We start from the raw sequence: 12,556 nt of genomic DNA, 5'->3' as shown, positions 1-12,556 counted from the left end.
CGGGCCGCCGTAAGCACTATGCTTCGGCGGCCCGTTGACGCTGCGGAGCCACCCCGACACAACATCTGGGGCTGGCGCGACAGGGCGACACAAGATGTATGCTCGTGCTCGCTGTCGCCGCAGGGGAATCCGGTGCGAATCCGGAACTGTCCCGCAACGGTGTACTTGCGTGTTTCCGCACGCGTGGTCAGTCCGAGGACCTGCCGGCAGCGCACCCGAACCGTCCGGTGCGGGTGCCTGACGTCCGGGTCTCGCGGAGTGGGCCGGTGGACGCGACGCCGTGCGCGCTCGTGTGCTGCCCCCTGCCCTCCGCCAGGCCCCCGCCGAGCGAGGGAGAGCCCCCAGTGACCATCGCGCCAGCCGAACCGGCTTCAGCAGTCCAGGTGGAGACCGACGGTCCCGGGACCGCACTGCTGCGGACCCTGACCGAGCTGACCGCCGACCTCCCCGACGCCGACCCCGGACGGGTCGCCGCCGCCGCGCTGCGCGGCCGGTCCGCGCGGGCGGACGAGGCCGAGCTGCGCGAGCTGGCCACCGAGGCGGCCGCCGGACTCATCGCCGAGGACCCCGCCTACTCCCGGCTGGCGGCCCGGCTGCTGACCATCAGCATCCGCGCCGAGGCGGCCTCCCAGGGCGTCACCACCTTCACCGACTCGGTCGCCGTCGGCCACCGCGAGGGCCTCATCGCCGACCGCACCGACGCCTTCGTCCGGCTGCACGCGGCCCGGCTCGACGCGCTGATCGACCCCGCCGCCGACGACCGCTTCGGCTACTTCGGCCTGCGCACCCTGCACAGCCGCTACCTGCTGCGCCACCCGCACACCCGCAGGGTCGTCGAGACGCCCCAGCACTTCCTGCTCCGCGTCGCCGCCGGACTCGCCGAGGACGACTCGGTGCGCGCCCTGGACGAAGTCGCCGCGCTCTACGGGCTCATGAGCCGGCTGGACTACCTCCCGTCCTCCCCGACCCTCTTCAACTCCGGCACCCGGCACCCCCAGATGTCGTCCTGCTACCTCCTCGACTCCCCCAAGGACGAGCTGGACTCCATCTACGACCGCTACCACCAGGTGGCCCGCCTCTCCAAGCACGCCGGCGGCATCGGCCTGTCCTACTCCCGCATCCGCTCCCGCGGTTCGCTGATCCGCGGCACCAACGGGCACTCCAACGGCATCGTGCCGTTCCTCAAGACGCTGGACGCCTCCGTCGCCGCCGTGAACCAGGGCGGGCGGCGCAAGGGCGCCGCCGCGGTCTACCTGGAGACCTGGCACTCCGACATCGAGGAGTTCCTGGAGCTGCGGGACAACACCGGTGAGGACGCCCGCCGTACGCACAACCTGAACCTCGCGCACTGGGTGCCCGACGAGTTCATGCGCCGCGTCAACGCCGACGAGCAGTGGTCGCTGTTCTCCCCGGCCGACGTGCCCGACCTGGTCGACCTGTGGGGCGAGGAGTTCGACGCCGCCTACCGCAAGGCCGAGGCGGACGGCCTCGCCAGGAAGACCATCCCGGCCCGTGAGCTGTACGGCCGCATGATGCGCACCCTCGCGCAGACCGGCAACGGCTGGATGACGTTCAAGGACGCCGCCAACCGCACCGCCAACCAGACGGCCGAGGCCGGACACGTCGTCCACTCCTCCAACCTCTGCACGGAGATCCTGGAGGTAACCGACGACGGCGAGACCGCGGTCTGCAACCTCGGCTCGGTCAACCTCGGCGCGTTCGTGACCGGCGGCGACATCGACTGGGAGCGGCTGGACGAGGCCGTGCGCACCGCGGTCACCTTCCTCGACCGGGTCGTCGACATCAACTTCTACCCGACCGAGCAGGCGGGCCGCTCCAACTCCCGCTGGCGTCCGGTGGGTCTGGGCGCGATGGGCCTCCAGGACGTCTTCTTCAAGCTGCGGCTGCCGTTCGACTCCCCCGAGGCGCGCGCCCTGTCCACCCGGATCGCCGAGCGGATCATGCTCGCCTCCTACGAGGCGTCCGCCGACCTCGCCGAGCGCAACGGCCCGCTGCCCGCCTGGGAGAAGACCCGCACCGCCCGCGGTGTGCTCCACCCCGACCACTACGGCTTCGAGTTCACCTGGCCCGAGCGCTGGGCGGCGCTGCGCGAGCGGATCGCCGCCACCGGCATGCGCAACTCGCTGCTGCTGGCCATCGCGCCGACCGCCACCATCGCGTCCATCGCGGGCGTGTACGAGTGCATCGAGCCGCAGGTGTCCAACCTGTTCAAGCGCGAGACGCTGTCCGGCGAGTTCCTCCAGGTCAACTCCTACCTGGTGCAGGAGCTGAAGGACCTCGGCGTGTGGGACGCCCGCACCCGTGAGGCGCTGCGCGAGGCCAACGGCTCGGTGCAGGACTTCGTGTGGATCCCGGACGAGGTGCGCGCGCTGTACCGCACGGCGTGGGAGATCCCGCAGCGCGGCCTGATCGACATGGCCGCCGCCCGGACGCCGTACCTGGACCAGGCGCAGTCGCTGAACCTGTTCCTGGAGACGCCGACCATCGGCAAGCTCTCCTCGATGTACGCGTACGCCTGGAAGTCGGGCCTGAAGACGACGTACTACCTGCGTTCCCGGCCCGCCACCCGCATCGCGCGCGCGGCCCAGGCCCAGGCGCAGCCCGAGAAGACCATCCCCGTCCAGCAGGTGTCCTCCGAAGAGGCCATCGCCTGCTCCCTGGAAAACCCCGAGTCCTGCGAGGCCTGCCAGTAATGTCCAGCAATCAGAACCTTCTCGACCCGGGCTTCGAGCTGACGCTGCGCCCCATGCGCTACCCGGACTTCTACGAGCGCTACCGGGACGCCATCAAGAACACGTGGACCGTGGAGGAGGTCGACCTCCACTCGGACGTCGCCGACCTCGCGAAGCTGTCGCCGGAGGAGCAGCACCTGATCGGCCGCCTGGTGGCGTTCTTCGCCACCGGTGACTCGATCGTGGCGAACAACCTGGTGCTGACGCTGTACAAGCACATCAACTCCCCCGAGGCGCGGCTCTACCTGAGCCGGCAGCTCTTCGAGGAGGCCGTGCACGTCCAGTTCTATCTGACGCTGCTGGACACCTACCTGCCCGACCCCGAGGACCGGACGGCCGCGTTCGCCGCGGTGGAGAACATCCCCTCGATCCGCGAGAAGGCCGAGTTCTGCTTCAAGTGGATGGACTCGGTGGAGAAGCTGGACCGGCTGGAGACGAAGGCCGACCGCCGCCGCTTCCTGCTCAACCTGATCTGCTTCGCCGCGTGCATCGAGGGCCTGTTCTTCTACGGCGCCTTCGCGTACGTGTACTGGTTCCGCAGCCGCGGCCTGCTGCACGGTCTCGCCACCGGCACCAACTGGGTGTTCCGCGACGAGACCATGCACATGTCCTTCGCGTTCGAGGTCGTCGACACCGTCCGCAAGGAGGAGCCGGAGCTGTTCGACGCCGAACTGGAGCAGCAGGTCACCGACATGCTGCGGGGTGCCGTCGAGGCGGAGCTCCAGTTCGGGCGCGACCTGTGCGGTGACGGCCTGCCGGGCATGAACACCGAGTCGATGCGCCAGTACCTGGAGTGCGTCGCCGACCAGCGGCTCGTCCGCCTAGGCTTCGCCCCGGTGTACGGCTCGGAGAACCCGTTCTCCTTCATGGAGCTCCAGGGTGTTCAGGAGCTGACCAACTTCTTCGAGCGCCGTCCGTCGGCGTACCAGGTCGCGGTGGAGGGCACCGTGGACCTGGACGAGGAGTTCTGAGCCGAGGCCCCTTCGGGGCTCCGGTCCTCCCCCCGCTCCGCCGCCGCCAGTTGGCGGTCGATCCGGCGCTCGTGGCGCAGTCCCACGAGCGCCGGAGCCATGAGGAGGAGGAAGACGACGAGGACGGTCAGGGCGGTGGCGATTGCCGTGAGTGCGTTCGTGTTCATGCCGTAAGTTTCGTACCGCCCCGACACTCCTGACAGTGGCAGTACTGCCGCACACCTTCAAATTCCTGCCAGCTCGGGTGCACACTGGACGCATGCTCCAGAACGTGGCCGTGATCCTGCTCAACGGTGTCCACCCCTTCGAACTGGGGGTCGTCTGCGAGGTCTTCGGCATCGACCGCAGCGACGAGGGCCTGCCGGTCTACGACTTCGCCGTCGCCTCCGCCGAGGGCCCGACGCTGACCACCCACGCCGGGTTCACCGTGGGCGTCGCGCACGGACTGGACCGGCTGGAGACGGCCGACCTCATCGCGGTGCCGGCCGGGGAGACCTACGCGGTCCGGGAGTACCCGCCGGCGATGCTGGACGCGCTGCGCAGGGCCGTGGACCGGGGCACACGGGTGCTGAGCGTCTGCTCGGGCGCGTTCGTGCTGGCCGCGGCCGGTCTGCTGGACGGACGCCGGTGCGCGGTGCACTGGCGGCACGCCGACCAGCTGGCCCGCATGTACCCGCGGGTGACCGTCGAGCCCGACGTGCTGTACGTCGACGAGGACCCGGTGATCACCTCGGCCGGGACCGCCGCCGGGATCGACGCCTGTCTGCACCTGGTGCGCAAGGAGCAGGGGCCGGAGGTGGCCAACCGGATCGCCCGGCGGATGGTCGTGCCGCCGCACCGGGACGGCGGGCAGGCCCAGTACATCGAGCGCCCGCTGCCCGCCGCGCCCTGCGACACGGTCGGGGAGGTCCTCGGGTGGATGGAGCAGCACCTCGACCAGGAGGTCACGGTCGAGCAGCTCGCCGCCCGCGCCCACATGGCGCCGCGCACCTTCGCCCGTCGCTTCCAGCAGGAGACGGGCACCACGCCCTACCGCTGGATTCTGCGCCAGCGCGTGCTGCTCGCCCAGCGGCTGCTGGAGGCGACGGACGAGACGGTGGACGCGATCGCCTGGCGCACCGGGTTCGGCACGGCGGCGGCGCTGCGCCATCAGTTCGTCCGGGCGCTCGACACCACCCCGAACGCCTACCGGCGTACGTTCCGGGGCCCGGAGGCCGCCTGACCGCACGCCGGCGGGCGCCGGTCGCTCAGCGCGGGACCGGCTTCAGCAGCAGCCGCTGGGGACGCAGCGTGATGCCCACGCGGGTCGCGTCCACCGAACCGGGGACCTGCTCGAAGCGGAACGTCCCGGCGAGCACGGCGGTGACCAGCGTGAGCAGGGCCATCGAGAAGTGGTCGCTGGGGCACTTGCGGTTGCCCACGCTGAACGGCCGCATGGCGTACTTGGGGATGTCCACCGACCGTTCGGGAAGCCAGCGGTCGGGGTCGAACTCCAGGTGCCGGTCGTAGGAGAGCGGGTCGCGCTGGATGGCGTAGGGGCTGTAGATGATGTCGGCCCCGGCCGGAATGCGATAGCCACCGAGTTCGGTGTCGGTGACCGCCCGCCGCGTCAATATCCATACGGCGGGACGCAAACGCATCGTCTCGACGACGACGTTGTTGGTGTGGGGCAGCTCGCGCACGTCGCCGAATGCGACAGGGCGTCCTCCGGTGAGGGCGTCGACCTCGTCGCGGACTTTGTCGGCCTGTTCCGGGTGATCCGCGAGAACGAGCAGCAGCGACATGATCGTGGACGCGATGGTTTCGCTTCCGGGGGTGAGTATCGCGACCACCTGGTCGTGGATCTCCTGTTCCCCGATGGGGTTCCCGTCGTCGTCCGTCGCCTCCAGCAATGCCGTCAGCAAATCGTCCGGCCTTTGACCGCTTTCCCGGCGTTCGGCGATGATCTCGTCGACCAGGAGATGCAAATCGGCCAGTGCCCTGTTGAATTCACGGTTGGCCGGAAGCGGCAGCCTGTAGAGCGGTCCGAGCGGTACGACCATGCGGTGGTACATACCTTGGAAGACGCTGGCGAGCGCGACGCACAGCCGCTCGGCCCGTTCGTCCATGAACTGTCCGCGCAGCAGGCAGCGGGCGGCGACCCGCACGGCGATGCGGAACGACTCCGAGGTGGCGTCGATCGTGGCGCCGTTCTTCCAGCGCTCGGCGAGCGCGTGCGTCTCCTCCTCCATGATCGGACCGTAGGCGGGGATCGCGTCGAGCCGGAACGCGGGCTGGATGGTGCGCCGCTGGCGGCGGTGGAGCGGGCCGTTGGCGGTGGCCACGCCCTCCTTGCCGAGCAGGCCCTCCAGGGACTCCCAGAGGGGCCCGGAGATGATGTAGTCGGGGCTGAGGGCCAGCGCCCCGGTGAGGGCGGGCGACGTGACGGCGTACACCGTCTTGGGGCCGAGCTTGAGGCGCACCACGTCGCCGTGGGCGCGCAGCCGGTTCATGAAGGCCAGCGGGTCGCGGGCCAGCTTCCAGCCGTGGCCGAGAAGCGGAACCCCGCCTCCGGCCACCGGCGGTTCGGATGTCCCCGGTGCGTGGGGCGTCGTGGGCCGCACCGACTCGACGGTCATTTCTCACCTGCCGCTTCGTTGTTGACGTACGGGGGCGTGGCGCGGTCGTCCCAGCTGTCGACCATGTACCGGCCGGACTCGTGGTGGAACCAGTAGACGGAACTGAACCAGTTCCGCATGTTCCCGAGACAGGCCCGTACCGCGGCGGCCAATTCGTCCCCGTGGGCCGTACCGTCGGCGAGACGGTCGGCCATGCGTAAGACGTCCTGTTCCGCGGAGAGGAATGCGGATATGCATTCCTCGATGCGCCGCCTGAGTTCCTCGATCGCTTCTTCGAGGGTCAGTCCCTGATGGGTGATGAGACTGATGCCGAGATTGTGGACCTCGTCGCCCGCCAGTTCTTTGGGGAGCGAGCAGAGGTCGTTGTACCAGGCGGCGAATTCCTGACTCAGCAGGGCCGCCCGCCGAAAGGACGGGTTCTTCCGCACCGTGTCCGGGAGTTCGCGTCCCGCACTCGGTTCGAGAAGGTCGGTCCAGATCCAGTGCGCGAACGTGAGCCGCCTTAGCGCGAGATACTCCTCGACCGTGGGAATCCGTCCGTCCACCCGGTTCTGGAATTCCCGGTCGTACGCCTCGATGACGGCGTGGAAGTGACGGGCGAACCGCGCGTTCCACGTCTCGGGGAGGAAGGAGAACAGCCGGCCCACGCTCTCCGCGAGCCCGGCGACCAGCGGGTCCTCGTGGTCCAGGTGGTCGCGCGGGGCGTCCAGGGCCGCGTGCAGGCGGAGTTTCAGCTCCCGCCAGGCACCGGCCCGGCCGTGGACGACGTCACGGTCGTGGCGGTCGTCCCAGACGAAGAACCACGCGCTGTAGTCGGCGACGGCCTGGAGCACCTCGTCGGGCGCGCCGAGGTAGTACCCCGCCATCAGATCCGTGTAGCAAAGGCCGTCGGCATATTCCGCGACCTTGTCCGCCGGCATCAGCCGCATTTTCAGCAGCCACGAGCGGGTCCTCTCCTGCAACCGCGGCCAATAAGGATGCAGTTGCCGGGGAAAGGCCCTCTCGATGACCGGAAGAGCGAGCGAGGGAGGAACCGCGATCGCGGTCACCGTCGCCGTGGTGCTGCATGTGGTGCTGTATGGGAAAGCTGGCACGAACAACCCCTCTCAGCCGCCAGTGGGCGCACGCCCCTCCCGCCGTGCCGGGCGTGCGCCGTTGCGTATCCCCGCACTTCCCATTCAGCACCACAACTGACCGTTCTGGGAACGGATTTGCTTCATTCACTACCCCGACATGCCGAGAATCCACCCTTGCGTGACTTGTTACGGATCAGCAGATGTGCATAAGCGATCGAACGTGCGTCGGACATACGAACGACGCCCGGCCGGAGGGGTTCCGGGCCGGGCGCCGTGGGCGGAGCGGGCGGCGGGGCTCAGTCGTTGGCGACCACGGGGTAGCGGGGCGTGTTCTCGGCCATCTGCCGCAGCGCGTCCTTGCGTTCACGCTTGGAGAGCCGGTCGATGTAGAGGTACCCGTACAGGTGGTCGGTCTCGTGCTGCAAACACCGAGCGAAGTATCCGGTGCCGCGGACCCGGATCGGGTTGCCGTACTCGTCCTGACCGGTCACCTCGGCGTAGTCGGGCCGGGCCAGCGGCGCGTACGCGGTCGGCACCGAGAGGCAGCCCTCGTTGCTGTCGTCCAACCGGCGCCGCTCGGCGGGCAGTTCGACCAGCTTCGGGTTGCAGATCACTCCGACGTGGCGGGCGCCCTCGTCGTCGGGGCAGTCGTAGACGAAGACCTTGCGGTCGACGCCGATCTGGTTGGCGGCCAGGCCCACGCCCTCGGCGGTGCGCTGCGAGGCGAACATGTCCGCCACCAGCTGCCGCAGCTCGTCGCCGAACTCGGTGACGTCCTTGCACTCCCTGTGCAGCACCGGGTTGCCGACCACGGTGATGGGCCGGGAGGTCCCGGCCTCGCGCCAGGCCGTCTCGCGCTCCTCGGTCTCCCCGGTGTCGACGACGTAACCCTCGTCGTCCACGGGGAGCACGCCCGCGTGCTGCTGATCGGTGTCCTGCTGCGCCATGACCGACGTGTGCCTTCCTGGAAAAACGGGGGATGTGAGGGGACGGGACCGGCTGTTCGGGGGGTCCGCGTGCTGCTACAGGGTACGGGGGCCTCGCCGGGGGTGCGCTCGGCCGGGGTTTCGCTCAGCAGACCTCTTCGAGGTCGCGCCAGTCGCGGGAGTCGGGGCTGTCGGCGACCCAGCCGTCCAGCAGCCCCCGCACCAGGGCGGCCGGGGCGGCCACCCCGCACTCCCGCTCGGGGACCCACAGCTGGCCGTCGGTGCGGTGCCCGAGCGGTCCGGGGTGCCCCGGCTCGCTGTGGTCGTGCGGGTCGAGGTGCTCGCCGTCGCCCTCGTCGGACGGCATCCGCGACTCGGAACACATCCGGCACAGCAGCCGTACGGAGGACGACCAGTCCTCGGCGGCGAAGCCCGCGTCGGCGGCCAGCTGCTCCAGGGCGTCGCGGTCGGCCTCGGTGGCCGCCTCCAGCAGCACCACCCAGGTCGGCACCGGCGACGGCGCCCACAGCTCGATCTCGTCGAACACCGGATAGGAGTGCCCGGCGGACGTGGTCCGCTCGCCGTGCGGCACCCCGTCGTGCAGGACGACCTCGCCCCAGCGGCGCCCGGAGGACGGCAGCGGGATCGACAGCACCTCGATCCGCGCCGGGTCCAGCCTGCGGCCCCACACCACCTCGGCCTCGCCCTCGGGCGACAGCCGTACGGCGGCGCTGCCCAGCTCCATCCCGGCGGGCTCCCCGACGGTGGTGGCACCGCCGGGGACGTGCAGCCCGTACGCCTGCCAGGCGCGGCGGGCCAGCGGCCAGTCCTGGAGGGCGGTGGCGGCGATGCCGACGTTCCACCAGTCGGGGGCGCCGGTCTCCCGGTCGAGCAGGGCGACGGCGCGCAGCCCGGCGGCGCGCGCCTGCTCCCAGTCGTGCCGGAACTTGTGCAGCAGGGCGAGGTTGAACCAGGACTCCGAGAGCCAGGGCTCCAGATCGGCCGCCCGGGTCAGGAGCGCCCCCGCGTCCTCGTACCGGCCGTCGCCGATGAGTGTGAACGCGCGGTCGGTGGCCTGCCGCCAGGAGGCGGAGGGCCGGTGCCGTCCCTTGCCGAAGATCCTCACGATTCCCGCCTGCCAGTTCCGTGGTGTGGGCTGGCCAGTGCCCCCGGACACTCTCTCCCTCGCATCCAACCACGTGGGGCTGGAAGGCCGCTCATTACCCATCGGTTACCCACCGGCGGGCAGGGTCAGACCGCCCCGGGACAGGACCCTGGCCAGGGCTTCGACCACCTCCGGCGCGTAGGTGCCGCCCGTCCCCAGGCGCAGTTCCTCCAGGGCGGTGAGCGGCCCGCCCGGCCCGGCGTCGCGGACCTTCTCCTCGTACGCGTTGACCACCCGCACGATCCGGGCGGCCACCGGCTGCTCGGCGCAGGGGTCGGCCTGCCGCTCGACCACCGCGGCGACCCGCGCGTCCGCCCCGGTCCGGCGGACGACGGCGCCGCCCAGCAGGGCGATCCGGCGCTGCTCCTCCTGCGGGAGCCCGGCCGTGGCGCCCGCCGGGACCGGGTCGACGAGGCTGAGCTGGCCGATGTCGTGCATCAGCGCCGCGTACTCCAGCACGGTCAGCTGCGGCCCGGTCAGCCGCAGGTCCCGGCCGACGGCCTGGCAGAGCACGGCGACCCGGCGGGCGTGCCCGGCCGGGGTGTACCCGGCGATCTCGGTGGCGCGGGCCAGGGAGGCGATGGTCTGCCGGTAGGTGGCGCGGGCGGCGGCGTACCGGCGCAGGGAGAGCTGGGTGAGCAGCAGCGGCACCGAGAACACGGGCAGCGCCCACAGGCCCACCACGGCGACCGCGAGCGCCATCGCCGCGCCGGTCGCGCAGACGGCCGAGCCGATGCCGGGCACGGACCGCACCTGGTCGCGCAGGAGCGGGGCGAACGGCCAGCCGGTGCGGGCGTGGGCGAGGGCGGCGGCGACCACGGCGTCGCAGAGCGTGGTGAGGACGAGCAGCGCCAGCAGGAGCAGCGCGTACGCCGGTCCGCTCCCGTCGTCGAAGGCGCCCCGGTTGTACAGCGGCTGGAAGCAGACGGCGGCGAAGCCGACGGAGAGGACGCGGCGCACCAGGTGGTCCGTGACGGGGCCTTCGCCGCGCGCGAGATGCGGCACGCTGCCGAGCAGCGCGGCGGCGGCCACCACGGCGACGACCTGCGCGACCCCGTGGTGGGTGGCGTGCCCGGCGTGCTCGCCGAGCAGGGCGTACGCGAGGGACCCGGCGGCGCCGAGCGGCGCGGCCTCGCGCAGTCCGGGGACCCGGCCGCTCCAGCGGATCAGCTCACCGAGGGCGACGAACGTGCCGAAGGCGAGCGCGACGGACCCCTCCCGGACCCCGTCCCGGAGGGTGAGGAGGAGGCAGACGGCGACGAGGAGCGCGGCGGCGGCGCGCAGGGCGAGAAGGGGCGCACGGGAGGCAGGCGGGGGGTGCGCGCCCGGGGAGGCGGCGTAGAGGGTGCGGGGGTCGAGGTCGGGGTCGGCGTCGATGTCTAAGGAGGTGGCGGGGGCGGTGGCGGGGGCGGTGCGGGTGCCACTGGCGGCGCTGGTGGCGGGGGCGGTGCCCGTGGCGCTGTCGCGGGGCCCGGTGGTCGGGGTCGTCGGGGGGCGGGTCATCGGTGGGCTCCGGGGCGGGCGGGGGCGCGGGTGCGGCCGGTCCGCGCGGTCTCCGCGGCCCGGGTGGCCGCGGCGGTCTGGGCGGGGACGGACGGGTGGGTCTCGTCGGCGGTCACCACCGGGTGCCAGCCGTCGCGGGCGATCACCCGGACGAGGGCGGCGACCATCCGCGGGTCGAACTGCGCTCCCGCGCACCGCTCCAGCTCCGCGAGGGCCACCGGGACGGGCCGGGCCCTGCTGTAGGAGCGGGTGGAGGTCATCGCGTCGAAGGCGTCGGCGACCGCCACCACCCGCGCGGACTCCGGGATCTGACCCCCGGACAGCCCGTAGGGGTAGCCGCCGCCGTCCATGCGTTCGTGGTGGTGGAGGATCGCGGAGCGGGCGTCGCCGAGGAAGGAGATGCCGCGGGTGATCTCGTGCCCGTACTCGGGGTGCAGCTCGATCACGCGGCGCTCCTCGGGGGTCAGCGGACCGTCCTTGCGCAGCAGCCGGGTGGGGACGCCGAGCTTGCCGACGTCGTGCAGGATGCCCGCGAGGCGCAGGGTCTCGACCCGGTCGTCGGGCAGGCCCAGTTCGCGGGCGATGAGCATCGAGGCCTGGCCGACCCGCTCGCCGTGCCCGCGGGTGTAGCCGTCCTTGAGGTCGACGGCCTGGACCAGGGCGCGGATGGTGGCCCGGTGGGCGGCGCGCTCACGGTGGTACTGGGCGAACACCCACCAGGAGACGCCCATCGGGAACAGCACCAGCAGCGCGGCGACCGGCCCGTAGGGGCTGCGCCACAGGACGGCCATCATCAGGCCCGCCAGCCCGTGCACCCCTACGGGTGCCAGGGAGCGCAGGAAGAGGTCGCGCGCCCCCCGCCACAGCGGCAGGCCCTCGGCGAGGGCGAGGATGCCGCCGTCCAGGGCGGCCAGCGCCAGGCAGAAGACGAGGACGGCGACGGCGGCGGGCGCCAGCGCGTGCGGCAGACCGGCGGCGGGCCCGTCGTCCCGGCCGCCGAGCACGCCGTACACGGCGGAGGCGGCCCAGACGCCGATCATGAGGTGCGCGGCGCGCCACACCCGGCGGACCAGGCACGGTCGCCGCTCCCCCGGCGCGGTCAGCGCGCCCGGCAGCGGGACGAGCGCCGCGGCGGCGGGCGGCAGCAGGAAGGCCCCGGCGAGCAGCACGGGGTAGAGGGTGCCGGCGAAGCGGCGGCGGGCGACGCGCTCGCCGCCCGCGTAGAGCGCGGCCAGCAGGACGACCGCCCACCAGGACGGCGGTTCGGCCGGCAGCGGGGCCAGGCAGCAGAGCGCGCCGAGCGCGGCACCGGCGACGCAGACCCGCGCCCGTACCGGAATGCCCTCCATGCCGCCCTCCCCCGACCGCGCGCGCCGCCGTACGCGCGCTCCAGGCTCAGGAGCCTAGGGCGGCGCGCGGCGGCGGCGCGGAGATCAGCGGGGGATTAGCACATTCGGGTGACGACGGAGCCGGGCGCGTCACAAGCGTCCTACGGGCGCCCCTCAGGACCTCTGTCCGGGACCCCTACGGGTACTCCAGGACCC

10 protein-coding genes and 1 riboswitch are annotated in these 12,556 nt (G+C 72.0%); of the genes, 3 read left to right on the top strand and 7 right to left on the bottom strand.

The window, feature by feature from the left end:
- Positions 1–85: 85 nt before the first annotated feature.
- A riboswitch (cobalamin riboswitch) is annotated at positions 86–223 on the top strand.
- A 121-nt stretch (positions 224–344) separates the two neighbouring features.
- A complete protein-coding gene (locus ACIQPQ_RS07295) occupies positions 345–2,714 on the top strand; it encodes a ribonucleoside-diphosphate reductase subunit alpha (protein WP_401300796.1) in 2,370 nt (789 codons plus the stop codon).
- Positions 2,714–3,724, top strand: a complete 1,011-nt coding sequence (locus ACIQPQ_RS07290; protein WP_401300794.1) for a ribonucleotide-diphosphate reductase subunit beta — start codon at positions 2,714–2,716, stop codon at positions 3,722–3,724. Before ACIQPQ_RS07295 ends, ACIQPQ_RS07290 begins: the two co-directional genes overlap by 1 nt.
- Here ACIQPQ_RS07290 and ACIQPQ_RS07285 read toward each other — a convergent pair.
- Complete coding sequence (locus tag ACIQPQ_RS07285) at positions 3,637–3,891, bottom strand: hypothetical protein (RefSeq protein WP_401300791.1); 255 nt, start codon at positions 3,889–3,891, stop codon at positions 3,637–3,639. The two genes, ACIQPQ_RS07290 and ACIQPQ_RS07285, sit on opposite strands and share 88 nt — an antisense overlap.
- A 92-nt stretch (positions 3,892–3,983) precedes the next feature.
- On the opposite strand from ACIQPQ_RS07285, the gene ACIQPQ_RS07280 reads away from it, so the two are divergent.
- Positions 3,984–4,946 carry a GlxA family transcriptional regulator gene (locus tag ACIQPQ_RS07280; RefSeq protein ID WP_401300788.1) on the top strand — a complete coding sequence of 321 codons (963 nt, stop codon included), beginning with the start codon at positions 3,984–3,986 and terminating at the stop codon, positions 4,944–4,946.
- A 25-nt stretch (positions 4,947–4,971) separates the two neighbouring features.
- Here the strand turns inward: ACIQPQ_RS07280 and ACIQPQ_RS07275 are convergent, their stop codons facing one another.
- From ACIQPQ_RS07275 to ACIQPQ_RS07250, 6 genes are all read right to left on the bottom strand, one after another.
- A complete protein-coding gene (locus ACIQPQ_RS07275) occupies positions 4,972–6,342 on the bottom strand; it encodes a cytochrome P450 (RefSeq protein ID WP_401300785.1) in 1,371 nt (456 codons plus the stop codon).
- A complete protein-coding gene (gene cyc1, locus ACIQPQ_RS07270; RefSeq protein ID WP_401300782.1) occupies positions 6,339–7,436 on the bottom strand; it encodes an epi-isozizaene synthase in 1,098 nt (365 codons plus the stop codon). Before cyc1 ends, ACIQPQ_RS07275 begins: the two co-directional genes overlap by 4 nt.
- 278 nt (positions 7,437–7,714) lie before the next feature.
- Positions 7,715–8,365 (bottom strand): peptide deformylase, encoded by a 651-nt coding sequence (gene def / locus ACIQPQ_RS07265; protein ID WP_383776601.1) that lies wholly within the window; start codon positions 8,363–8,365, stop codon positions 7,715–7,717.
- A 124-nt stretch (positions 8,366–8,489) separates the two neighbouring features.
- The gene (locus ACIQPQ_RS07260) at positions 8,490–9,470 is read right to left on the bottom strand and encodes a tetratricopeptide repeat protein (protein ID WP_401300779.1); all 981 of its coding nucleotides are present in this window, start codon (positions 9,468–9,470) and stop codon (positions 8,490–8,492) included.
- Between the two features lie 105 nt (positions 9,471–9,575).
- Positions 9,576–11,012, bottom strand: a complete 1,437-nt coding sequence (locus tag ACIQPQ_RS07255) for an HD-GYP domain-containing protein (RefSeq protein ID WP_401300777.1) — start codon at positions 11,010–11,012, stop codon at positions 9,576–9,578.
- Positions 11,009–12,361 carry an HD-GYP domain-containing protein gene (locus ACIQPQ_RS07250; protein ID WP_401300774.1) on the bottom strand — a complete coding sequence of 451 codons (1,353 nt, stop codon included), beginning with the start codon at positions 12,359–12,361 and terminating at the stop codon, positions 11,009–11,011. The genes ACIQPQ_RS07255 and ACIQPQ_RS07250 overlap by 4 nt, the downstream gene beginning before the upstream one ends.
- Positions 12,362–12,556 lie beyond the last annotated feature (195 nt).

The organism is Streptomyces sp. NPDC091281 (assembly GCF_044757425.1).
Lineage (GTDB): Bacteria > Actinomycetota > Actinomycetes > Streptomycetales > Streptomycetaceae > Streptomyces.
Note: the sequence above shows the minus strand (reverse complement) of the source record. Positions and strands in the feature narration are given on the sequence as shown.